The organism is Kitasatospora sp. NPDC056181 (assembly GCF_042266225.1).
In the GTDB taxonomy this organism is placed as follows: Bacteria; Actinomycetota; Actinomycetes; order Streptomycetales; family Streptomycetaceae; genus Kitasatospora.
The window spans coordinates 1-20,854 of record NZ_JBHJUK010000049.1; the positions used below are offsets into that span (position 1 = coordinate 1).

Sequence of the window (20,854 nt, forward strand, 5' to 3'; positions counted from 1 at the left end):
GGTCTACCTGTATTGTGTGTGCCCGCCGCCCCGCCTCCGGGGGCCGCGCCCGGCCGGCGCACGGCCCCGCCCGGGCCCCACAGCGCTGCGGCCGGGTGGTTACCGAGGGCCGCACCCCCCGCGCGGGGGTGCGGCCCCACGCGTTTGAGGACTCGGCTTTTGCACTGCGTACCGCTACCGGTACGGTCGGTCCCGCCGGGTCGACGACCACCCGGCGGGCGCACCCCGCGCGCGGCGCGGCACACCGGAAGGGTCAGCGATGGCGATCGCCAAGGCAGAGCGGCTGATGAATCTCGCCCTGTGCCTGATGAACACCAGACGTCCGCTCTCCAAGAAGGAGCTGCGGGAGTCCATCGAGGCCTACCGCGAAGCCTGGCAGAACAGCAGCGAGGACGCCTTCAACCGGATGTTCGAGCGCGACAAGGACGACCTGCGCGAACTCGGCCTGGTCATCGACGTCGACGAGAACGCCCTCGACGGCGAACTCGGCTACCTCGCCCGCGCCGACCGCAACCGCCTGCCGGAGATCGCCCTCGACGCCGAGGAGGCCGCCGCGCTCACCCTCGCCGCCCGCGTCTGGCAGCAGGCCAAGATGTCCGGCGCGGCCAGCGGCGCCCTGCAGAAGCTGCGCGCCGCCGGCGTCCCGTTCAGCGAGACCGAGGGCCGCACCGCCCTCGAACCGCGCATCCCCGCCCGCGAGAGCGCCTTCGAACCGCTGCTCACCGCCGCCCGCGACCGCCGCCCCGTCACCTTCGAGTACCGCAAGGCCGGCGCCGCCGCCGTCGAGCAGCGCACCGTCGAACCCTGGGCGCTGGAGTGCTGGCGCGGCCACTGGTACCTGGCCGGCTGGGACCGTGACCGCGGCGACGCCCGCGTCTTCCGGCTCAGCCGGATCACCGGCAAGGTCCGCGCCCGCTCCGGGGCCTTCCTCGGCACCGTCCCCGAGCACGTCGACGTCCGCGCCACCGTCGCCAAGTTCGCCGGCGAGGGCGCCACCGCGACCGCCGTCGTCCGGGTCCGCCGCGGGGCCGGCTTCCCGCTGCGCACCAAGGCACTGAGCACCCGGCGGGCCGACGACACCTGGGACGAGCTGGAGATCCCGTACGGCAACGGGCTCGGCGCCGACCTCGCCGAGTTCGGGCCCGACGTGGTGGTGCTCGGCCCGGACGAGCTGCGCACGGACGTGATCGAGCGGCTGCGCGCGGTCGCCGGGACCGGCGTTGTGGACGGAATCGAGGGAGTGCGGGCATGAGCAACGCGATCGACCAGACCCGGCGGATGCTCTCGCTGGTCACCTACCTGCGCGAGCGCCCCGGCGCCGAGGTCGCCGAGGTCGCCCGCGCCTTCGGCATCACCGAGCGCGAGCTGATCGGCGACCTCAACGTGCTGCCGATGTGCGGCACCAGCTTCCGCGGCGGCGACCTGCTCGACATCGACACCGACGGCGAGCGGATCTGGTGGCACAACGTCGACGACGTCGCCCAGCCGCTGCGCCTCGCCGCCGACGAGGCGACCGCGCTGCTGGTCGCCGCCCGCGCGGTGGCCGGCCTGCCCGGCCTGCGGGCCGGTGACCGCGAGGCGCTCACCCGCGCCGTCGCCAAGATCGAGAACGCCGCCGGGGACAGCGCCGAGGGCAGCGCCCGGGTCGGCGTCACCTTCGAGGCCGAGAGCCACGTCTTCGCCGACATCGACCGCGCCCTCAGCGAGGGCCGGCGGGTCTGGCTGCGCTACTACTCGCACGGCCGCGGCGGCATGACCGAGCGCGAGGTCGACCCGATCCGGCTGCTCACCGAGGGCCACACCTACCTCGAGGCCTGGTGCCGGACCTCCGAGGACCACCGGATGTTCCGGCTCGACCGGGTCGCCGAGATCAAGGTCCTGGACACCCCCTCGGACCCGCCCCGTCGCGAGCCGCGCGACCTCTCCGGCGGGCTGGTCAACCCGTCCGCCGACGACCCCGAGGTGGTCGTCGAGGTCACCTCCGGCGGGCGCTGGGTCGCCGAGTACTACACCCACGACCACGCCGAGGAGCTGCCCGACGGCGGCCTGCGGATCACCCTGCGCAGCGCCGACCCGTCCCAGCTGCGCCCGTTGGCGCTGCGCCTCGGCCGGGACGGCCGGATCGTCTCGCCGCCGGAGCTCGCCGGGCAGGCGCGGTCGGCGGCGCTGGAGGCGCTGGCCGCCTACGGGGAGGGGCTGGTCTGAGCCGTGGAGCCCGGTACCAGATTCAAGGTGTACTGCTCGGAGTGCCGGGAGAAGGTGGAGCTGCCGGCCGAGGAGTTCCGCCTGACCCTCGGCCGGACTCCCGCGCAGGCGCACTACAGCTTCGGCTGCCCGCTGTGCGGGGCCGCGGTGCGCAAGGCGGCCGGGGAGAAGATCGTCACCGCTCTGACGGGCGCCGGGGTGCGGACGATGCGGCTCGTGACGGCCGAGGGCTGACCGCCCGGGACCGGGGCGGCCCCTTCCGGACCGGGGCGAACCGCCCGCGTCGGGGGCCGGGCCCCGGTCGGTAGGGTGGTGGCCATGTCCTGGATGCTCGTCGCCGCCGTCCTGCTCGTCACCGCCGGCCTGCTGGTGCTCGGCGTCCTCGCGATCCGGCTCTGGCTGGACGTGCGGGCGCTCGCCAAGGGGGTGGACGCCGCCTCGCGCGCGCTGGCCGAGGCGGCCGGCGACCTCGCGGCGGCGGTGCCCGGCCGCTGAGCGGCCGCCGGCCGGCGCGGTCCTGCGGCCCGGGTGTCCTCTACCACGTCGGGCCGTTGCGGGTACGGGGGGCTGCTGCGCGGAGGTGTGGGCGGGTTACGCTCTCAGTTGGCTCCCTCTGCACGGTCCGACCGGGAGCCGCTGTCCTGTTCGGGCGGCCGACGTCAGGGCGTCACCCGCAGCGGTTACCATCCCCGCAACGGGCGGCCCACCGGTGCCGCCGTGACTGAAGGTGGTCGAGCATGCGGATCTCGGGGACCGCGATCCTGGTGATCGTGGTTTTTGCCATCCTGCTTTTCGGCGCCAAGCGACTGCCCGATCTGGCACGCTCGCTCGGCCAGTCGATGCGGATCCTCAAGAGTGAGGCCAAGGCGATGAAGTCCGACGGCGAGGCCGAAGAGCCGTCGCCGCAGACCGCACCCGCACCCGCCGTCGCCACCGACGCGGGCGCGGCGAAGACCATCCAGGCCGCGCCGGGGGCGTCCGCCACCGCCCGGCCGGTCGCCGGGCAGTCCGCGCAGACGGGGACGGACGGCGCGCCGCGCTGAGCGGTGCGCGCCGCACCCGGCGACGGGTGACGCACGCGACCATGGAGGCCCGTCGACCGGCGGGCCTCGACGCACGAGTTGAGGACCGGGGTTGAGCAAGCTCTCCAAGGCGTCTAAGGCGCCCAAGGATCCTGAGGGGCGGATGGCCCTCGCCGACCACCTGCGGGAACTGCGGAACCGCGTGGTCAAGTCGGTCCTGGTGATCGTGGTGTTCACGATCGTGGCACTGATCTACCACAAGCAGCTCGAGACGCTCCTGCTGAAGCCGATCCCGCAGTGCGACAAGTCGAACGCCGCCCAGTTCCACGGCCGGTGCGCGCAGGTCTCCACCGTCGGCCTCACCGCCGGTTTCAACTGGATGCTGAAGGTCGCGCTGACGGCCGGCGTGGTCGCGGCGGTGCCGGTCTGGCTCTACCAGGTCTGGGCCTTCGTCGCCCCCGGCCTGCACAAGCACGAGCGCAAGTACACGGTCATCTTCATGGCCTGCGGCGCCCCGCTGTTCCTGGCCGGCGTGGCCTGCGCCTTCCTGGTGATGCCGACCACGGTCGAGGTCCTGATCTCGTTCAGCCCGAACGAGACCACCCCGATCCTGCCGCCCGACGACTACTTCGACATCGCCACCCGGATGGTGCTGGTCTTCGGTCTGGCCTTCGAGTTCCCGCTGCTGCTGGTGATGCTCAACCTCGTCGGGATGGTCACCGGCAAGCGGCTGCTCGGCTGGTGGCGCGGCATGGTGATGGCCATCACCGTGTTCGCCGCCTTCGCGACTCCGAGTGCCGACCCGGTCAGCATGCTGGTGCTGGCCGCGCCGATCTGGGCGCTGTACTTCATCGCCGTCGGCATCGCGCTGGTCAACGACAAGCGCCGGGCCCGGCGGAACCCGGACCTCGCGCTGGACGACGAGGAGGCCTCGCAGCTGGACCTCTCGGTGCAGCCGGTGAGCGGGGCCGAGGCCGTCGAGCCGTCGGCCGCCCCGGTGGCGAGCGCACCGGTGCCGGCCGCCCGGCACGAGCAGATGGACGACATCACGTGATGCGGTGACCAGCGCCTTGACGCGCACCGCCCCGGAAGCCTCGGCCCGCCGTTCACCGGCGGGCCGGGGCTTTTGCCGGTTTTCGGCCGTTCGACGGGGTGGTCTTGGCAGGGCTAGATGGCATGTGACATATTACTGACGTGTCCCAGTCCCAAAGACTTTCCCTGGACGTCGTCGTGGTCGGCGCCGGCGTCGTCGGAGCCGCCTGCGCCTACTACGCGGCCCGCGCCGGGCTCGCCGTAGCCGTGGTGGACCGCGGCCCCGTCGCCGGCGGCACCACCGGTGCCGGCGAGGGCAACCTCCTGGTCTCCGACAAGGAGCCCGGGCCCGAGCTCGACCTCGCACTGCTCTCCACCCGGCTCTGGGAGGACCTCGCCGAGGATCTCGGCGAGGCCGTCGAGTACGAGCCCAAGGGCGGCCTCGTGGTCGCCTCCACGCCCGCCCGGCAGGACGCCCTGCGTGCCTTCGCTGCCGGACAGGCGGCGGTCGGCGTCACCGCGGAGGAGATCCCCGGCGAGCGGCTGCGCGAGCTCGAACCGCACCTCGCCGACGGGCTGGCCGGCGGCTTCCTCTACCCGCAGGACGCCCAGGTCCAGCCCGCCCTGGCCGCCGCCCACCTGCTGCGCGCCGCCCGCCGACACGGTGCCGTGCTGTACACCGGCGAGGCCGTGCGGGAGGTGACCGCCGGGCCGGACGGCGCCGTGCGCGGCGTGGTGACCGACCGGCGGCGGCTCGCGGCGCCCGCCGTCGTCAACGCCGCCGGCACCTGGGGCGGCGAGCTGGCCGCGCTGGCCGGGGTGCACCTGCCGGTGCTGCCGCGGCGCGGCTTCGTGCTGGTCACCGAGCCGCTGCCGAGGATCGTGCGGCGCAAGGTGTACGCCGCCGACTACGTCGCGGACGTGGCCAGCGGCTCGGCCGCGCTCCAGACCTCGGCGGTGGTCGAGGGCACGCCGGGCGGGCCGGTGCTGATCGGCGCCAGCCGGGAGCGGGTCGGCTTCGACCGGACGCTCTCCGTGGAGGTGCTCCAGCGGCTCGCCGCGCAGGCGGCGGCGCTGTTCCCGGTGCTCGCCGACGTCAGCGTGCTCCGCGCCTACCGGGGCTTCCGTCCCTACCTGCCGGACCACCTGCCCGCGATCGGTGCCGACCCGCGGGTGCCCGGGCTCTACCACGCCTGCGGCCACGAGGGCGCCGGTATCGGGCTCGCCCCGGCGACCGGGCTGCTCATCAGCGAGCAGCTCACCGGCAAGCGGCCGGAGCTGGACCTCTCGCCGTTCCGGGCCGACCGCTTTCCCGCGGGCGGCTCCTCCTGAGCTCTGCCATGTGCCCGAGCACTTTGCAAAGCGCGGGAAACGCTTTGCAAAGTGCGTGCACGCCACGGTGCGGCCCGATGGTCGTACCGGCCCCACCACCGGAACGGAGAACCCCAGTCATGCGCCGAACCCCCGCCGACCTGGTCGGGGCGGAACCAGGGCCCGCCCACACCATCGAGTTCGACGGCCGGCCCGTCCCCGCGCTGCCCGGGCAGACGATCGCGGCCGCACTCTGGGCCGACGGCGTCCTGGCCTGGCGCACCACCCGCGTGGGCGGCCGTCCGCGCGGGGCGTTCTGCGGGATCGGCGTCTGCTTCGACTGCCTGGCCACCGTCGACGGGCGGCCCAACCAGCGCACCTGCCTGCTCCCCGCCGAGCCCGGCACCACCGTCACCACCCAGGAGGGCAACGGCCGTGCCGACCTCGCCGTCTGATTCCTTCAATCGGCCGTACGACCTCGCGGTGATCGGGGCCGGCCCGGCCGGGCTCGCCGCCGCGGTCGCCGCCGCCGACCTCGGGCTGCACTGCGCCCTCGTCGACGCCGGCCCGCGCACCGGCGGGCAGTTCTACCGCCACCCCGCGCCCGGCCTCGGCGCCGCCCGGCCGGACCGGCTGCACCACGGCTGGTCCGTCTACACCGGCCTGGCCGACCGCCTCGCCGCGCACCAGAGGGTGGGCCGGGTCGACCACCTGGCCGGCCACCACGTCTGGGCGCTGGAGCGGCCCGGCGCCGCGGCGCAGGAGACCCGGGAGAGCGGCGGCGACACCGCCTGGGCGGTGCACGCCACCCTCGGGCCGGAGACCGGTGACCGGGCCACCGTGCGGGCCGCCGCCGTGCTGCTCGCCACCGGTGCGTACGAGCGGCAGCTGCCGTTCCCCGGCTGGACGCTGCCCGGGGTGGTCACCGCCGGCGGCGCGCAGGCCATGCTCAAGTCGGGCCTCGTGCTGCCCGGCAAGCGGATCGTGGTGGCCGGCAGCGGCCCGCTGCTGCTCGCGGCGGCGTCCTCGCTGGTCACCGCCGGAGCCCGGGTGCCCTCGGTGGTCGAGGCCACCGCCTACCTCGGGTACGCCCGGCGCCCCGGCGTGCTGGCCGCCGTCCCGGCCAAGCTGGTCGAAGGCGCCGGGCACGGTGCGGCGCTGCTGCGCCACGGGGTCCGGCTGCGCCCCCGCAGCGCCGTCGTCGAGGCGCACGGCACCGACCGGGTCACCGCCGTCACGGTGGCCCGGCTGGATGCCGACTGGCGGCCGGTGCCGGGCAGCGAACGGCGGATCGACTGCGACGCGCTCGCCGTCGGCCACGGCCTGCTGCCGCAGATCGAGCTGGCCACCGAGCTGGGCGCCGGGACCAGGACCACCGCCGACGGCGCGGTCGCGCTCGCGGTGGACGCCCAGCTCCGGACGACCGTCCCCGGGCTCTGGGCGGCCGGCGAGACCTGCGGTGTCGGCGGCGCGGACCTGGCGATCGCCGAGGGCGAGCTGGCCGCGCACGCGGTGGCCGGCGTCCCCGTCGCCACCTCCCTGCTGCGCCGCCGCGCGCGCCTGCGGGCCTTCGCCGAGCTGATGGCCTCGGCGCACCGGCCCGGCCCGGGGTGGTCGCAGTGGCTGCGGCCGGACACCGACGTCTGCCGGTGCGAGGAGGTCCCGGCCGCCCGGATCACCGAGGCGGTGGAGGAGCTGGGCGCCGGCGACGCGCGGACCGTGAAGCTGCTCACCCGTGCCGGGATGGGCTGGTGCCAGGGCCGCATGTGCGGTCCGGCGGTGGCCTGCCTGGCGGCGGGCCCGGGCTCGGATGCGGAGTCGGGCTCGGGCCCGGGGGAGGGCGAGGCGCGGCCCGACAGCCGTCCGCTCTCCTGTCCGGTGCCGCTCTCGCAGCTCGCGGCGGGCCCGCGCGCCGGCCGGCCCGGCGCCGGCGAATCGCGCGACTGAACCGAACCTGCACGGCGGGGACTCTTGTCTCCACCGCGCGCCATCTAATAAAATGTCACACCTCACCAAGGAGTCACCGTGTCCAACACCCAGCACGACACCACCCGGCCCTGGCGCGGCATCATGGTCGCCACCACGATCCCGCTGCGCCCGGACCTCTCCGTCGACTACGACGCCTACGCCGAGCACGTCCGCTGGCTGATCGCCTCGGGCTGCGACGGCGTCGTCCCCAACGGCTCGCTGGGGGAGTACCAGACCCTCACCGCCGAAGAGCGCGCCCGGATCGTCGAGGTCGCCGTCGAGGCCGCCGGCGACGGCTCGCGCGTCATGCCCGGCGTCGCCGCCTACGGCAGCGCCGAGTCCCGCCGCTGGACCGAGCAGGCCGCCGAGGCCGGCGCCGGCTCCGTCCTGCTGCTGCCGCCGAACGCCTACCGCGCCGACCACGCCGCCGTCCGCGCCCACTACGCCGAGGTGGCCAAGGCCGGCCTGCCGATCGTCGCCTACAACAACCCGATCGACACCAAGGTCGACCTCGTCCCCTCGCTGCTCGCGCAGCTCCACGGCGAGGGCTCGATCGTCGCCGTCAAGGAGTTCAGCGGCGACGTCCGCCGGGCGTACGAGATCGCCGAGCTGGCCCCGGGCCTGGACCTGCTGATCGGCGCCGACGACGTGCTGCTGGAGCTGGCCCTGGCCGGCGCCGTCGGCTGGATCGCCGGCTACCCGAACGCGCTGCCGGAGGCCAGCGTCGCGCTCTACAAGGCCGCCGTCGCCCAGGAGCTGGAGACCGCGCTGCCGCTCTACAAGGCGCTGCACTCCCTGCTGCGCTGGGACTCCAAGACCGAGTTCGTGCAGGCGATCAAGCTCTCCATGGACATCGCCGGCCGTCCCGGCGGCCCGGTCCGCGCGCCGCGCCAGCCGCTCACCCCGGAGATCGAGGCGGCCGTCCGCGCGGCCACCGAGAAGGCGCTGGCCGAAGGCCTCGCGTAGTCGCACGAAGTCCCCGGGTACGGCCGGCTGCGGGGGCAGCCGGCCCGCCCCTGAACCACAACCCGACGGGAGCCGCAACCAGATGCGCAGCCGCCACGTGTTCCACGCCGTCGACTCGCACACCGAGGGCATGCCCACCCGGGTCGTCACCGGCGGGTTCGGCGTCATCCCCGGCGCCACCATGGCCGAGCGCCGGGTCCACTTCCAGCAGCACCTGGACCAGTTCCGGACCCTGCTGATGTACGAGCCCCGGGGCCACGCCGCGATGAGCGGCGCGATCCTCCAGCCGCCGACCCGGCCGGACGCCGACTTCGGCGTGCTCTACATCGAGGTGTCCGGGCTGCTGCCGATGTGCGGCCACGGCACCATCGGCGTGGCCACCGTGCTGGTCGAGACCGGCATGGTGCCGGTGGTCGAGCCGGTCACCACCGTCCGGCTGGACACCCCCGCCGGGCTGGTGATCGCCGAGGTGCACGTCGAGGACGGCGCCGCCAAGGCGGTGACCATCCGCAACGTGCCCTCGTACTCGGTGGCGCTGGACCGCAAGATCGAGGTGCCCGGTTACGGCACGGTCGGCTACGACCTCGCCTACGGCGGCAACTTCTACGCGATCCTGCCGCTCGCCGAGTTCGGGCTGCCGTTCGAGCGCGAGCGCAAGCAGGAGATCCTGGACGCCGGGCTGGCCCTGATGGACGCCATCAACGCGGGCCCGGACCGGCCGGTGCACCCGGAGAACCCGTCCATCCACAGCTGCCACCACGTCCAGCTGCTGGCCCCGGGCTCCACCGCCGAGCACTCCCGGCACGCGATGGCCATCCACCCCGGCTGGTTCGACCGCTCGCCGTGCGGCACCGGCACCTCCGCGCGGATGGCCCAGCTGCACGCGCGCGGCGAGCTTCCGCTGGGGCGGGACTTCCGCAACGACTCCTTCATCGGGACGACCTTCACCGGCCGCCTGGTCGAGGAGACCGAGGTGGCCGGGCGGCCCGCCGTCGTCCCCACCGTGACCGGGCGGGCCTGGATCACCGGCACCGCCCAGTACTTCCTCGACCCGAGCGACCCGTTCCCGGCCGGCTTCCTGCTCTGAGCCCGCCGCTCCCCGCCGAACCACCCCCCCGAAGGACTGCTTGCCGTGACGATCCGTTCGTACAACCCCGCCGACCCCGCGGACCTCGTCGCCGAGGCCCCCAAGCCCGGTGCCGAAGCCGTCCGGGCGACCGTCGTCCGCGCCCGGACCGCGCAGCCCGGATGGCTCGCCGCCGGTGCCGGCGCCCGCTCCGCGGCGCTCACCCGGATCGCCGAGGCGGTCGAGGCGCACGCCGAGGAGCTGGCCGCGCTGGTCGTCCGCGAGGTCGGCAAGCCGCTCGCCGAGGCGCGCGGCGAGGTCGCCCGTACCGCCGCCATCTGGCGCTACTACGCGCAGGCGCCGTTCGCGGCGTCCGGCGCCGTCCACGAGACGGCCGCCGGCGAGGGCCTGCTGCTCACCCGCCGCCGCCCGTACGGGGTGGCCGGGCTGATCACGCCCTGGAACTTCCCGTTGGCGATCCCGACGTGGAAGGCCGCCCCGGCGCTGGCCGTCGGCAACTCCGTGGTGCTCAAGCCCTCCTCCGAGGCGATCGGCTGCGCGCTGCGGCTGGCCGAGCTGGTGGCCGGGGCCGGGCTGCCGCAGGACGTGTTCACCGTGCTGCCGGGCGGCGGCACGGAGGGCGGGGAGCTGGTCGGCGCCGCGGACGTGGTCTCGTTCACCGGCTCCACCGGGGTCGGCCGCCAGGTGGTCCGCACCGCCACCGAGCGCGGCATCCCGGTCCAGGCCGAGCTCGGCGGGCTGAACGCGGCGCTGGTCCTCCCGGACGCCGACATGGACCAGGCCGCCGCCCACCTGGCCTCCGCGATCGCCGGCTACGCCGGGCAGAAGTGCACCGCCACCAGCCGGGTGATCGCCGTCGGCGAGGCCTACGAGCCGCTGAGCGAGGCGCTGGTCAAGGCCCTCGCGAAGGTCGACGACTCGGCCTGCGGGCCGGTCATCAGCTCCGCCACCAGGGACGAGATCACCGCGGCCGTCGCCTCGGCCCGGGAGGCCGGCGCCGAGGTGCTGGCCGGCGGCGGCGTGCCGGACCGGACCGGCTGGTACCTCGACCCGACCCTGGTCGCCGAGGTGCCGGACGACCACCCGCTGCGGCGCGAGGAGTTCTTCGGCCCGATCGCCGTGCTCCACGCCGCGGCCGACCTGGACGAGGCGATCGCGCTCGCCAACGACACCCCCTACACGCTGTCCGCCTCGGTGCACACCCGCAGCCTGGACGTCGCGCTCGCCGTGGCCGACCGGCTCGACGCCGGCATGATCCGGGTCAACGCGCCGTCCAGCGGCGTCGACTTCCACCTGCCGTTCGGCGGCGCCAAGGGCGCCAGCCACGGCGCCCGGGAGCAGGGCCAGGCCGCCCTGGACTTCTACACCCAGGGCCGCACCGTCACCCTGCTGCCGGCCGGTGGTGCGTGATGCACGTCCGGACCGTGGACTACCACACGGCCGGGGAGCCGTTCCGGATCGTCCTCGACGGTGTGCCGGGCATCCCCGGTGACAGCGTCGCCGAGCGCCGGGCCATCGCGCTCGGCGCCGGCGGCACCGCCACCGCGCCCCGGCCGAGCGCCCTCGACGAGGTGCGGCAGCTGCTCACCCGTGAGCCGCGCGGCCACGCCGGGATGTACGGCGGCTTCCTGGTGCCGCCGGACGACGACGAGGCGCACCTCGGCGTGCTCTTCTGGCACAAGGACGGCTACTCGACCGCCTGCGGCCACGGCACCATCGCGCTCGGCGCCTGGGCGGTGGACTCCGGGCTGGTCGCGGCGCCGGACGACGGGGTGGCCCGGGTGCGGATCGACGTCCCCTCCGGGCGGGTCACCGCCCTGGTCCACCGCCGGGGCGGCCGGACCACCGGGGTGACCTTCCGCAACGTGCCGACCGTCGTCACCGCGCTCAAGCTCGCCGTGGACACCCCGCGGGGCCTGGTGGAGGTGTCGGTCGCGCACGCGGGCGCCTGCTACGTCTCGGTCCCGGCCGCCGCCCTCGGCCTGGCCGTCGAACCCGCCCAGCTGGCCGAACTCACCGCCGCCGGGCGGGAGATCAGGGCCGCCCTGGCCGGCTCGCCGGCCGTCGAGCACCCCGTGGACCCGCTGCTCTCGGGCGTCTACGGCGTCATCCTGTACGACGAACTGCCCACCGTGGACGGGGGGCTGAGCCAGCGCAACGTCACCGTCTTCGCGGACGGCCAGATCGACCGCTCGCCGTGCGGCTCCGGGACCTCGGCCCGGCTCGCCGTCCTCGCCGCCGAGGGCCGGCTGGCCCCGGGCGAGGAGCTGCGGCACGAGTCGCTGGTCGGGACGGTGTTCGGCGGCCGGGTGCTCCCGGGCGGCGACCCGTTCGACGGGGGCGTGGTCACGGAGGTCACCGGCACCGCCCACCGGACCGGCGAGCACACCTTCGTGCTGGAGGCCGGCGACGAGCTGGGAACGGGGTTCCTGCTGTGACCGGCGGCCTGGCCCGTGACCTGACCGGCGGCTCGACCGGTGACCTGACCGGAGGCCTGACCGGCGACCGGGCCGGCGGCCTGGCCGGCGCCGCGGGAGCGCCCGCCCTCACGCTGCCCGGCGCGGCTGCTGAGCCGCTCCAGCACGCCGCGCCGGGCGCCGGCCCGGACGCCGCCGGGCTGACCCCGGTGGAGGCGGCCGACGCGATCGAGCGCGTGCTGCTGGAGGGGCTGGACCCCGAGGCCGCACCCGCCCGCTCGGCGGTGCCGGTGCCGGCCGGGGAGCTGCTGCTGATGCCCGCGGCCTCCGCCGAGTACGTCGGGGTGAAGATCGCCGGGGTGGCCCCCGCCAACCCCGGGATCGGCCTGCCCCGGATCACCGGCAGCTACCTGCTGCTGGACGGTCCGACGCTGCAGCCCGTCGCCCTCATGGACGGCGCCGCGCTCACCGCACTCCGCACGCCCGCCGTCACCGCCGTCGCGCTGCGCCGGCTGGCCGCGCCGGACGCCGAGCACCTGGTGCTGTTCGGCGCCGGGCCGCAGGCGTACGGGCACCTGGACGCACTGCTCGCCGTCCGGCCGCTGACCCGGGTCACGGTGGTGGCCCGAAGCACGGCGCCCGCCGAGGCGCTGGCCGCGTACGCGCGCCGGCTCGGGCTGTCGGCCGGGGTGGGGACGCCGGACGCGGTGGCCGGGGCCGACCTGGTGGTCTGCTGCACCACCGCGCGCACCCCGCTGTTCGACGGCGCGCTGGTGCCGGACCACGCCGTCGTGGCGGCGGTCGGCTCGCACGAGCCGCAGGCCCGCGAGGTGGACGCGACCCTGGTCGGCCGGGCGGAGCTCTACGTCGAGGCGCGGGCCGTCGCGCTGCGGGAGGCCGGGGACCTGCTGATGGCGGGTGTCACCAACGCGGACGCGCTCTGGAACCTGGCCGAGCTGGTGCGCGGCGAGGTGCCGGTGCCGGGTGACCGGCCGCGGTTCTTCAAGAGCGTCGGCATGGCATGGGAGGACCTTGCGGTCGCGGCGCAGATGCACCGGCGCGACTGCTGAGGGACACTCAGTCGCCGAGGAAGCAGAGCCAACTGCCGGGGGTGCCGGCACACGTGGCGAGCACCTCGGCGAGGTCGCGGACGGCCGCCCGCTGGGCCTCGGTGGTGCACCGGTCCAGCAGGGCGGCCGTCTCGGCCAGTGCGGCGGCGGCGTCCTGCTCGTTGAACAGGGTGTCGCCGTAGGGGTCGACCCGGCCGAGGCGGTGGCCGGTGGGGTGGGCGTGGGCGGCGAGGGCGGCCGCCAGCGCGTCGCCGTGGCCGAGTGAGAGGTGCAGCTCGACGGCGGGCCGCTTCCGGTGTCCGGGCGGGCGGCGGTCGTAGAGGGCGAGTTCGATTCCCAAGTCCGTTTCCCCGGGCTCTGGTCGGGCGTCGTGAGTGGGTGGACCGCAAGCTGCGGCCGGCGTGGCGGGGAAGGGATCCCCTGCCGCGCCGGCCGCTTTTCCGTTTTCCCGGCCCGTCGTCCGGTCCGGTCCGTTGTCGCTGCGGCGTGCCGGGCGTTGCGGGCCGTTGTCGCTGCGCCCCGTCGTCCGGTCCGGCGCCGCGCGTCCTACCGGTAGGTGCCGATCAGCCGGGCCAGGTGCTTGCCGGTGACGTGCAGCGGCTCCTCGCTACGGGCGACCTGGGCGGCGAGCTCGGCGCCCTCCAGGGCGCTGATGACGGTGGCGGCCAGTTCACGCGAGTCGTCGGCGCCGAGACCGGCCGCGAGCAGCTTCTCCTCGACGACGGCGCGCCAGTTGGCGAAGGCCTCGACGACGGCCTGCTCGATCACCGGGGCGCGGCCGACCGTCTCCAGTGCGGTACTGGTGATCGGGCAGCCGTCCTGCCAGCCGGATTCGCGCAGGGCCACGGCGAGCAGCCGGGTGCAGGCGGTGACCGCCTCGGCCGGGTCCTCCGACGATCCCAGCCCTTCGCGCAGCATGCCCGCGAACTCCAGGTCGCCGTGGCGGATCGCCGCTGCGGCCAACTCCTGCTTCCCGCCCGGGAAGAAGTGGTAGACGGAGCCGAGGGTGGCCTCCGCCTCGCGCGAGATCTGCTTGATCCCGGTGCCCTCGTACCCCTGGCGCTGCAGCAACCGGGAGGTGGCGCGGACGATCCGCTCGCGGGTGCCGGTGGTCGTCGTCTTCACGGCGTGAGTCTAGCCGACGTTCTGAATAGAGCGTTCGTTCCAGATCCGTGCTAGCTTCGCCCCTGGATAGAGCGATCGTTCTAGTGGAGGGGGAGTCCCATGTCCGTCCCGCAGCAGGAGTCCAGGAAGCCCGTCACCGTGATCGGCCTCGGCCCGATGGGGCAGGCGATGGCCGGCGCCTACCTGGACGCCGGTCACGCCGTCACGGTCTGGAACCGGACCGCCGCCCGGGCCGCCGGCCTGGTCGCCCGTGGCGCCGTCCTCGCACCCAGTGCCGAGGCCGCCGTCGCCGCCAACGAGCTGGTGGTGCTCAGCCTGACCGACTACGACGCGGTCTTCGCCGTCCTCGCCGCCGCCGAGGGCGTGCTCGCCGGGAAGGTGGTCGTCAACCTCAGCTCGGACACCCCGGAGCGGGCCCGTGAGGCCGCCCGCCGACTCGCCGCGCTCGGCGCCGGCCACCTCACGGGAGGGGTGCAGGTGCCGCCCTCGGGCATCGGCAAGGAGGGGGCGTCCACCTTCTACAGCGGGCCGGTCGGGCTGTTCAGGCGGCACCGGGCCACCCTGGAGGTCATGACCGGCGCCGACTACCGCGGCGACGACCCCGGGCTGGCCCAGCTGTACTACCAGCTCCAGATGGACCTCTTCTGGACCTCGATGGCCGGCTACCTGCACGCCACCGCGGTCGCCGAGGCCAACGGCATCCCGGCCGACGAGTTCCTGCCCCACGCCGCCTCGACGGCCGCCTCCATGCCCGGCTTCCTCGCGTTCTACGCGCCCCGGATCGCAGCCGGCCACCATGCGGGCGACGTGGACCGGCTCGCCATGGGCCTCGCCAGTGTGGAGCACGTCCGGCACACGGCGGCGGCCTCCGGGGTGGACGACGCGCTGCCGGCGCTGGTGGCCGACGTCTTCCGGCGCGGGGTGGCCGCCGGGCACGGGGCGTCCAGTGTGACCAGTGTGATCAGCCAGTTCAGGGACGTGTAGCGGGATCGTTGCGGCGGAGCGGGCCGCCGGCATGGGGGCTCCGTTGGTTACCACGTTTTGCACCAATTACTGGGAGTTGTGGCTGTCTGTTGCCGGGGTGGCGGGCCGCCGGCCGTTGTCACGGCCGGCGGCCGCTGCGACGATGGTCCCGGTCACGGCCGGTCCCCGCCGCGGCCGTGGTCCGGCGACGGATCACCCGAATCACGAAATGTTGCACACTCAACGTAACGTGACATTGTACGCTGGTGTTCTGCAACCACCGGAGGAACACCATGTCCGACCTGAAACCCCGCACCCTGATCTCCGTCCAGGAGCGGCTGCGCGACCAGGTCGCCCACGCGCTGCGCGCCGCCCTGATCTCCGGTGAGCTGCGCCCGGGCGTGGTCTACTCCGCGCCCGCCCTCGCCGCCGACTTCGGCGTCTCCGCCACCCCCGTCCGCGAGGCGATGCTCGACCTCGCTCGCGAGGGCCTGGTCGAGGCCGTCCGCAACAAGGGCTTCCGCGTCACCGAGCTCAACGAGCGCGACCTCGACGAGTACACCGAGATCCGCGCCCTGATCGAGATCCCCACCATCGGGCGGGTGACCGGCACCGCCACCGCCGAACAGCTGGAGGCGCTGCGCCCGCAGGCCGAGGCCATCGTCGCCGCCGCCCGCAAGCACGACCTGATCGGCTACCTGGAGGCCGACCGCCAGTTCCACCTGGACCTGCTCGGCCTCGCCGGCAACGCCCACCTGGTCGAGGTCGTCGGCGACCTGCGCAAGCGCTCCCGCCTCTACGGCCTCAACCGCCTCGACGAGCGCGGCGAGCTGGTCACCTCCGCGGAGGAGCACCTGGAGCTGCTCGACCTCATGATCTCCGGCGACGCGGCGGCCGCCGAGGCCTGCATGACCCGCCACCTCGGCCACGTCCGCTCGCTCTGGGCCGAGGGCCAGGCCGAGCCGGAGGAGCCCCGTCCGGCCCTGAAGCTGCGGGTCCGGTAGGAGCCAAACCGCCCGTTCGGGTGAATGCGGACGATCGGGCGCCCGAACGTGGCCCGGCTCTACAACGTGGCCCGGCTCTACGATGATGCTCTCGACATCGGCAGCCAGGAGGAATTCCGTGTCCGCCGCAGCAGTGGAAGAGCCCATGGAGCAGCCGACGCTGCTCGAAGCCGCCGAGCTGATCTCCAACCAGCTCCCCGGCCACCGTGTCGAGATCATCGGGAGCCAGATCACCGCAACGCCGCCGCCGAACACGCGACACGGCCGCTCGCTGACCAGGCTCATGCGCGCCCTCTTCGAGGCCGGCCTCGATGACGGTGAGACGGAGGTCTTCCAGAACATCGGCATCTGGCTGCCTGACGGGCCATCGGATTATGCCGTCCCTGACCTGGCCGTTCTCGATGCGGACAGCGATGACCACCTGATCGAGTACAACTGCTACGACCCCGCGGTCTTCCGTCTCGTGCTGGAGGTGACCTCCTCCAACCACAGCGACGACCTCAAGAAGAAGCCCGCCGCCTACGCCTCCGCCGGGGTCCCCGTCTACGTGATCGTGGACCGGACCAATCAGCGTGTCATGGTGCTGACCGAGCCGCAGGACGGCGAGTACCGCGTGCACGCCGTCCACCACCCCGGGCAGAGCTTCACGCTGCCCGAGTCGATCGGGGCGTCCGTGACGCTCGCGGTGGACGACGTGCTCGCGGCGAAGAAGTAGCTCAGGCCGCCGCCGGGACGGTCAGCCTGCCGTCCTGGACCTCGGCGACCTGGTCGACCGCGGTGAGGTGGGTGCGGTCGTGGGTGACCAGCACCGTGGCCGTGGCGCGGCGGTGGGTGAGGTCGGTGATGAGGTCGATCACGGCGGCGCCGCGGTCGTGGTCGAGGGCGCTGGTCGGCTCGTCGATCAGCAGGACGGTCGGGTCGTTCATCAGCGCGCGGGCGATGTTGACGCGCTGGCGCTGACCGCCGGAGAGCTGGTGCGGGCGGCGGCCGGCCTGGTCGCGCAGGCCCACGGCGTCCAGGAGTTCGAGGGCCCGGGGGAGGGCGGCGCGCGGGGAGCGGCCGTCGAGGTGGGCCATCACCTGGAGCTGCTCGGCCGCGGTGAGCGAGGGCAGCAGGTTGGCCTGCTGGAAGACGATGCCGATCCGGTGCCGGCGCAGGGCGGTGAGCTCGGCGCGGTTCAGGCCGGTGGTCTCGACGCCGTCCACCACGACCCGGCCGGTGTCCGGGGCGATCAGGGTCGCGGCGACCGCCAGCAGGCTGGACTTGCCGGAGCCGGACGGGCCCACCACCGCGGTGATCGAGCCCTTGGGGACGGTGAGCGACACCTCGTCCAGGGCGGTCAGCCGGCCGTCGCCGTCCGGGTAGGTGAGCGTGATGCGGTCGAGTGCGAGGGTCATCGGGCGCTCCCCAGGGCGGTCAGCGGGTCGACGGAGGTGATCCGGCGGATGGACAGGGCGGCGCCGACCGCGCCGAGCGCGATCATCACGGCGGCCGGAAGGAGGACGGTCGGGGCGTCCAGGACGAACGGGACCGCGGAGCCGATCAGCGCCCCCGCGCCGGCCGCGACGGCGGTGCCGACGGCCGTGCCGAGCACCAGCAGCAGCACGGCCTGGCCGAGCGCGTCCCTCAGCAGGTAGCGGGTCGAGGCGCCGAGCGCCTTCAGGACGGCGACGTCGCCGCTGCGCTGGATCGTCCAGACGGTGAAGAAGGCACCGATGACCAGCGCCGAGATGGCGAACAGGAAGCCGCGCATCAGCTGGAGCGAGCCGTTCTCGGAGGTGTAGGAGCCGATGGCGGCGAGCGCGTCGTCGCGGCTCCTGGTCTCGGTGCCGAAGCGGGCGTCACCGGCGGCAGGGTCGGCGCCGGAGGTCGTGGTCAGGGCGATCACGGTGGCGTGCCCGGCGCCGCCCGGCGCGAACTGCTGCCAGTCGGTGAGGCTGGTCCAGACGACCGGGGTGTGGCTGTAGGAGGCGTCACCCGACACCGCGGCCACCTGGAGCGGGTGGCCCGCCAGGGTGAAGGCAGCGCCGGGGCGCAGGCCGCCGAGGTCCTCGGCGGCGGTCTCGGAGAGCACGGCCCGGCCGGGGGCGACCAGGGAGCCCTGCGGGGCGAGCCCGGAGCCGTCCGGCACGCCGAAGGCCGAGAGCGCGGCGGTGCGCTGTCCGGCGGCGGCCTTGGTGGTGGTGATGCCGAGCGGCTGCGCGGACGTGACGCCCGGCTGCTGCGCCCAGCCCTGCCACTGCTCCGGTGTGACCTGGGAGTCGGTGAAGGAGAGCTGCTGGCCGTCGGCCGGTTTCGAGAAGACCAGCCGGTCGGCGGGCAGGCCGGTGATCGCCGAGATGTTCTGCCGGCCCAGCCCGGCCGTCAGGCCCGAGAGCAGGCCGACCAGCACGGTGATCAGCACGATGACGGTTCCCATCAGGGCGAACCGCCCCTTGGCGAACCCCAGGTCCCTCCAGGCGACAAACACGTCCGGCCTCTCTACTCGACTGCTCCGGCAACACTGACCACGGTCGCGGAGGAGGGGGTCGGCGGGCATCGCCCGGGGGATTGGATCCCTGGCATCAAAGGGAAGAAGCGGAGTTCAACCTTTTGATTGATGCCCGGACGGCGGCGCGGATCCTAGGCTGGACGGATGGCGACCGAACGACTTCGCACCACCCCCGTCGCCCGCGTGCTCCAGGTCTGCCTGCACCTGTTGGTGGCGGGCCTGCTGGCGCTCGCCGTCGCCCGGGCCCTGGCGGGCCGCGACGGCGACCCGGCGGCCGTCACCGCGGCCGCCACTGCGATGGCCGCCGTCTACACGGCCGGGCCGCTGGTCGGGGCCGTCCGGCGGTCCCGGCGGGCCAGCGCGCTCTGGCTCGCGCTGCTCGGCGTCACCTGGGTGGGCGTGCTGGTCGCCACCCAGGACGGGGTCTGGCTGGCCTTCCCGCTGTACTTCCTGGAGCTGCACCTGCTCGGCCGCCGGGGCGGGCTCGTGGCGGTCGCACTCACGGCGGCCGCGGCGATCACGGCCTGGTCCTGGCACCAGCACGCGTTCAGCCTGGCCGCCGCCATCGGGCCCGCGCTCGGCGCGGCCGTCGCCACCGCCACCGTCCTCGGCTACCAGGCGCTCTACCGGGAGAGCGAGGAGCGGCGCCGGCTCATCGACGAGCTGACCGCCGCCCGCGCCGACGCCGCCGCCGCCCACCACGCGGCCGGTGTGCTCGCCGAGCGCGAACGGCTCGCCCGGGAGATCCACGACACCCTCGCGCAGAGCCTCTCCAGCATCCAGCTGCTGCTGCGTGCCGCCCAGCGGGCGCTGCCCGAGCGGACCGAGGCCGCCGCCGACTACGTCGAGCAGGCCCGGCAGGCCGCCCAGGACAACCTCGCCGAGGCCCGGCGCTTCGTCCGCGCGCTCGCCCCGGCCGACCTGGAGGGCAGCTCGCTGCCGGTCGCCCTGGAGCGGCTCTGCGCCACCACCACGGCGCACAGCGGCCTGCCCGTCCGCCTGCACGTCTCGGGGGACCGGGTGCAGCTGCCGGTGCCGCAGGAGGTCGCGCTGCTGCGGATCGCGCAGTCCGCGCTCGGCAACGCGGTGCGGCACGCCGAGGCCTCGCACGCCGAGGTGACGCTCAGCTACATGGAGGGCGAGGTGGCGCTGGACGTGTTCGACGACGGGACCGGGTTCGACCCCGCGGCGGTCGCCGCGGGGGCGGGCGGCGCCGGCGGGGACGGCGGCTTCGGCCTGCCGTCGATGCGGGCCAGGGCACGGGCGCTCGGCGGTACGTTCACCGTGGAGTCCGCGCCGGGGGAGGGGACGGCGCTCGCCGTGCTGCTGCCGGTGCCCGCCGCCGCGCACGAGGACCCGGCATGAGCCGCGCGGCCTGCCCGGTCGCTGCGGCGCGTGCAGTCGGCGCGGCCCGTGGATCCCGGGCGGCCCGCGCGGTCTGCGGGGCCCGTTCGACCCGTCCGACCCGTCCGACCCGTTCGACCTGTCCGACCCTGCCGATCTACGGGACCGAGGAGCCTTCGTGAGTGATCAGGTGATCCGACTGCTGCTCGCCGACGACCACCCGGTGGTCCGGGCCGGCCTGCGGGCCGTGCTGGAGAGCGAACCGGACTTCGCCATCGTCGCCGAGGCCGCCACCGCCGAACGGGCCGTCCAGCTGGCGGCGGAGGTGGAGGTCGACGTGGTGCTGATGGACCTCCAGTTCGGGCCGGGCTCGGCGATGAACGGCGCCCAGGCCACCGCGGCGATCACCGCCCGCGGGGCCGGGGCTCCGCGGGTGCTCGTCGTCACCACCTACGACACCGACGCCGACACCCTCCCGGCGCTGGAGGCCGGCGCCACCGGCTACCTGCTCAAGGACGCGCCGCCCGAGGAGCTCGCCCGGGCGGTCCGCTCGGCGGCGGCCGGGCGCACGGCGCTGGCCGCCACGGTGGCCGACCGGCTGCTGGAACGGATGCGGACGCCGTCGGCCGCCCTCAGCGCGCGGGAGACCGAGGTGCTGGGCCTGGTCGCGGACGGGCTGACCAACCAGCAGATCAGCCAGCGGCTGCACCTGAGCCAGGCGACGGTGAAGTCGCACCTGGTCCACATCTACACCAAGCTGGGCGTCGACTCCCGCACGGCGGCGGTACGGGAGGCGCGCGGGCGGGGGCTCATCCGGCGGGGGGTGTGACGGCCGGGGAGGGGTGACGG

At 74.8% G+C, this 20,854-nt stretch carries 23 protein-coding genes; 19 read left to right on the forward strand and 4 right to left on the reverse strand.

The genetic code is table 11. From position 1 onward, the window contains the following. Positions 1-259: 259 nt before the first annotated feature. The 14 genes from ACFC1F_RS19815 (at position 260) to ACFC1F_RS19880 (ending at position 13,078) form a co-directional block, all read left to right on the forward strand. The gene (locus ACFC1F_RS19815; RefSeq protein ID WP_209415161.1) at positions 260-1,252 is read left to right on the forward strand and encodes a YafY family protein; all 993 of its coding nucleotides are present in this window, start codon (positions 260-262) and stop codon (positions 1,250-1,252) included. Beyond that, a complete protein-coding gene (locus ACFC1F_RS19820) occupies positions 1,249-2,205 on the forward strand; it encodes a YafY family protein (protein WP_209415162.1) in 957 nt (318 codons plus the stop codon). The genes ACFC1F_RS19815 and ACFC1F_RS19820 overlap by 4 nt, the downstream gene beginning before the upstream one ends. Before the next feature lie 27 nt (positions 2,206-2,232). Further along, the gene (locus ACFC1F_RS19825) at positions 2,233-2,439 is read left to right on the forward strand and encodes a hypothetical protein (RefSeq protein WP_245205594.1); all 207 of its coding nucleotides are present in this window, start codon (positions 2,233-2,235) and stop codon (positions 2,437-2,439) included. 84 nt (positions 2,440-2,523) lie between these two features. Next, complete coding sequence (locus ACFC1F_RS19830) at positions 2,524-2,700, forward strand: hypothetical protein (protein ID WP_153882874.1); 177 nt, start codon at positions 2,524-2,526, stop codon at positions 2,698-2,700. A gap of 242 nt (positions 2,701-2,942) precedes the next feature. Further along, positions 2,943-3,248, forward strand: coding sequence for a Sec-independent protein translocase subunit TatA (tatA, locus tag ACFC1F_RS19835; protein ID WP_376159926.1), 306 nt, complete (start codon positions 2,943-2,945; stop codon positions 3,246-3,248). Between the two features lie 142 nt (positions 3,249-3,390). After that, entirely contained in the window at positions 3,391-4,281 is an 891-nt protein-coding gene (tatC, locus tag ACFC1F_RS19840; RefSeq protein WP_376159981.1) for a twin-arginine translocase subunit TatC, read from the forward strand. 140 nt (positions 4,282-4,421) lie between these two features. Next, positions 4,422-5,591 (forward strand): NAD(P)/FAD-dependent oxidoreductase, encoded by a 1,170-nt coding sequence (locus ACFC1F_RS19845; RefSeq protein ID WP_376159928.1) that lies wholly within the window; start codon positions 4,422-4,424, stop codon positions 5,589-5,591. A 119-nt stretch (positions 5,592-5,710) separates the two neighbouring features. Next, complete coding sequence (locus ACFC1F_RS19850; RefSeq protein WP_148647683.1) at positions 5,711-6,025, forward strand: (2Fe-2S)-binding protein; 315 nt, start codon at positions 5,711-5,713, stop codon at positions 6,023-6,025. Then, positions 6,006-7,517 (forward strand): NAD(P)/FAD-dependent oxidoreductase, encoded by a 1,512-nt coding sequence (locus tag ACFC1F_RS19855; RefSeq protein WP_376159930.1) that lies wholly within the window; start codon positions 6,006-6,008, stop codon positions 7,515-7,517. Before ACFC1F_RS19850 ends, ACFC1F_RS19855 begins: the two co-directional genes overlap by 20 nt. Before the next feature lie 123 nt (positions 7,518-7,640). After that, on the forward strand, positions 7,641-8,504 hold the full coding sequence (locus ACFC1F_RS19860) for a dihydrodipicolinate synthase family protein (protein ID WP_376159983.1): 864 nt from the start codon (positions 7,641-7,643) through the stop codon (positions 8,502-8,504). A gap of 82 nt (positions 8,505-8,586) precedes the next feature. Continuing rightward, a complete protein-coding gene (locus ACFC1F_RS19865) occupies positions 8,587-9,591 on the forward strand; it encodes a proline racemase family protein (RefSeq protein ID WP_148647680.1) in 1,005 nt (334 codons plus the stop codon). A gap of 45 nt (positions 9,592-9,636) precedes the next feature. Next, positions 9,637-11,001, forward strand: coding sequence for an aldehyde dehydrogenase family protein (locus ACFC1F_RS19870; protein ID WP_376159932.1), 1,365 nt, complete (start codon positions 9,637-9,639; stop codon positions 10,999-11,001). Next, on the forward strand, positions 11,001-12,029 hold the full coding sequence (locus ACFC1F_RS19875) for a proline racemase family protein (protein WP_376159934.1): 1,029 nt from the start codon (positions 11,001-11,003) through the stop codon (positions 12,027-12,029). Before ACFC1F_RS19870 ends, ACFC1F_RS19875 begins: the two co-directional genes overlap by 1 nt. Before the next feature lie 179 nt (positions 12,030-12,208). After that, positions 12,209-13,078, forward strand: a complete 870-nt coding sequence (locus ACFC1F_RS19880) for an ornithine cyclodeaminase family protein (RefSeq protein ID WP_376159985.1) — start codon at positions 12,209-12,211, stop codon at positions 13,076-13,078. Between the two features lie 7 nt (positions 13,079-13,085). Here the strand turns inward: ACFC1F_RS19880 and ACFC1F_RS19885 are convergent, their stop codons facing one another. Next, a complete protein-coding gene (locus tag ACFC1F_RS19885) occupies positions 13,086-13,418 on the reverse strand; it encodes a hypothetical protein (RefSeq protein ID WP_209415169.1) in 333 nt (110 codons plus the stop codon). 206 nt (positions 13,419-13,624) lie between these two features. Next, positions 13,625-14,203: a TetR/AcrR family transcriptional regulator gene (locus ACFC1F_RS19890; protein WP_376159936.1), complete on the reverse strand. Its 579-nt coding sequence runs from the start codon at positions 14,201-14,203 to the stop codon at positions 13,625-13,627. Between the two features lie 99 nt (positions 14,204-14,302). On the opposite strand from ACFC1F_RS19890, the gene ACFC1F_RS19895 reads away from it, so the two are divergent. From ACFC1F_RS19895 to ACFC1F_RS19905, 3 genes are all read left to right on the forward strand, one after another. Next, a complete protein-coding gene (locus tag ACFC1F_RS19895) occupies positions 14,303-15,187 on the forward strand; it encodes an NAD(P)-dependent oxidoreductase (RefSeq protein ID WP_376159938.1) in 885 nt (294 codons plus the stop codon). Positions 15,188-15,459: 272 nt separating this feature from the next. Then, complete coding sequence (locus ACFC1F_RS19900) at positions 15,460-16,170, forward strand: GntR family transcriptional regulator (RefSeq protein ID WP_376159940.1); 711 nt, start codon at positions 15,460-15,462, stop codon at positions 16,168-16,170. Between the two features lie 118 nt (positions 16,171-16,288). After that, positions 16,289-16,885 (forward strand): Uma2 family endonuclease, encoded by a 597-nt coding sequence (locus ACFC1F_RS19905; RefSeq protein ID WP_376159942.1) that lies wholly within the window; start codon positions 16,289-16,291, stop codon positions 16,883-16,885. Between the two features lies 1 nt (position 16,886). Here the strand turns inward: ACFC1F_RS19905 and ACFC1F_RS19910 are convergent, their stop codons facing one another. Both ACFC1F_RS19910 and ACFC1F_RS19915 read right to left on the reverse strand, forming a co-directional pair. After that, positions 16,887-17,567 carry an ABC transporter ATP-binding protein gene (locus tag ACFC1F_RS19910; RefSeq protein ID WP_209415174.1) on the reverse strand — a complete coding sequence of 227 codons (681 nt, stop codon included), beginning with the start codon at positions 17,565-17,567 and terminating at the stop codon, positions 16,887-16,889. After that, positions 17,564-18,640 (reverse strand): ABC transporter permease, encoded by a 1,077-nt coding sequence (locus tag ACFC1F_RS19915; RefSeq protein ID WP_376159944.1) that lies wholly within the window; start codon positions 18,638-18,640, stop codon positions 17,564-17,566. The genes ACFC1F_RS19910 and ACFC1F_RS19915 overlap by 4 nt, the downstream gene beginning before the upstream one ends. Before the next feature lie 165 nt (positions 18,641-18,805). Between ACFC1F_RS19915 and ACFC1F_RS19920 the strand changes: the two genes are divergently transcribed. Together ACFC1F_RS19920 and ACFC1F_RS19925 are read left to right on the forward strand one after the other, a co-directional pair. After that, positions 18,806-20,026 (forward strand): sensor histidine kinase, encoded by a 1,221-nt coding sequence (locus tag ACFC1F_RS19920; protein WP_376159946.1) that lies wholly within the window; start codon positions 18,806-18,808, stop codon positions 20,024-20,026. A gap of 157 nt (positions 20,027-20,183) precedes the next feature. After that, a complete protein-coding gene (locus tag ACFC1F_RS19925; protein WP_148647669.1) occupies positions 20,184-20,834 on the forward strand; it encodes a response regulator transcription factor in 651 nt (216 codons plus the stop codon). Positions 20,835-20,854: the final 20 nt, after the last annotated feature.

What these genes read in the sequence shown, in the direction of transcription:
- ACFC1F_RS19920 (WP_376159946.1), top strand. Translation starts at nt 18,806, where the DNA reads ATGGCGACCGAACGACTTCGCACCACCCCCGTCGCCCGCGTGCTCCAG.
- tatC (WP_376159981.1), top strand. Translation starts at nt 3,391, where the DNA reads ATGGCCCTCGCCGACCACCTGCGGGAACTGCGGAACCGCGTGGTCAAG.
- ACFC1F_RS19865 (WP_148647680.1), top strand. Translation starts at nt 8,587, where the DNA reads ATGCGCAGCCGCCACGTGTTCCACGCCGTCGACTCGCACACCGAGGGC.
- ACFC1F_RS19815 (WP_209415161.1), top strand. Translation starts at nt 260, where the DNA reads ATGGCGATCGCCAAGGCAGAGCGGCTGATGAATCTCGCCCTGTGCCTG.
- ACFC1F_RS19830 (WP_153882874.1), top strand. Translation starts at nt 2,524, where the DNA reads ATGTCCTGGATGCTCGTCGCCGCCGTCCTGCTCGTCACCGCCGGCCTG.
- ACFC1F_RS19860 (WP_376159983.1), top strand. Translation starts at nt 7,641, where the DNA reads ATGGTCGCCACCACGATCCCGCTGCGCCCGGACCTCTCCGTCGACTAC.
- ACFC1F_RS19895 (WP_376159938.1), top strand. Translation starts at nt 14,303, where the DNA reads ATGTCCGTCCCGCAGCAGGAGTCCAGGAAGCCCGTCACCGTGATCGGC.
- ACFC1F_RS19820 (WP_209415162.1), top strand. Translation starts at nt 1,249, where the DNA reads ATGAGCAACGCGATCGACCAGACCCGGCGGATGCTCTCGCTGGTCACC.
- ACFC1F_RS19850 (WP_148647683.1), top strand. Translation starts at nt 5,711, where the DNA reads ATGCGCCGAACCCCCGCCGACCTGGTCGGGGCGGAACCAGGGCCCGCC.
- ACFC1F_RS19875 (WP_376159934.1), top strand. Translation starts at nt 11,001, where the DNA reads ATGCACGTCCGGACCGTGGACTACCACACGGCCGGGGAGCCGTTCCGG.
- tatA (WP_376159926.1), top strand. Translation starts at nt 2,943, where the DNA reads ATGCGGATCTCGGGGACCGCGATCCTGGTGATCGTGGTTTTTGCCATC.
- ACFC1F_RS19910 (WP_209415174.1), bottom strand. Translation starts at nt 17,567, where the DNA reads ATGACCCTCGCACTCGACCGCATCACGCTCACCTACCCGGACGGCGAC.
- ACFC1F_RS19900 (WP_376159940.1), top strand. Translation starts at nt 15,460, where the DNA reads ATGTCCGACCTGAAACCCCGCACCCTGATCTCCGTCCAGGAGCGGCTG.